Origin of the sequence: Streptomyces sp. SID4985 (genome assembly GCF_009863025.1) — a bacterium.
GTDB lineage: Bacteria > Actinomycetota > Actinomycetes > Streptomycetales > Streptomycetaceae > Streptomyces.
Genome location: NZ_WWIR01000329.1, coordinates 1 through 359, shown reverse-complemented (window position 1 = coordinate 359; position 359 = coordinate 1). Strand labels below are relative to the sequence as shown.

1 protein-coding gene is annotated in these 359 nt (G+C 73.3%); it reads right to left on the bottom strand.

The genetic code is table 11. The features are described from left to right. A partial coding sequence (locus GTW40_RS13735; protein ID WP_161180458.1) for an ATP-binding protein occupies positions 1-359 on the bottom strand: 359 nt, incomplete at both ends.

The following is a 359-nucleotide window of genomic DNA, read 5'->3' as shown; positions in this document are numbered from 1 at the left end:
GGCCTGCGCGGCGGCGGGGCCGCCACCGGCGCCGGGGCCACCGGCCTTGCCCGGAGCGGGCTTCTTGCCGCCCTGGGCGACGTCGACGGGCAGCATGACCAGCGCGGTCGTACCGCCCGAGTCGGACGGGCGCAGCTGAATGCGGATGCCGTGTCGCTGGGACAGACGGCCGACCACGAACAGACCCATGCGGCGGGACACCGAGACGTCCACCGTGGGCGGCGCCGCGAGGCGCTCGTTGATCGCGGCCAGGTCCTCCGGGGAGAGACCGATACCGGTGTCGTGGATCTCGATCAGCACACGGCCGTCGGGCAGCGCGTGACCGGTCACCTTGACCTTGGTCTGCGGGGAGGAGAACG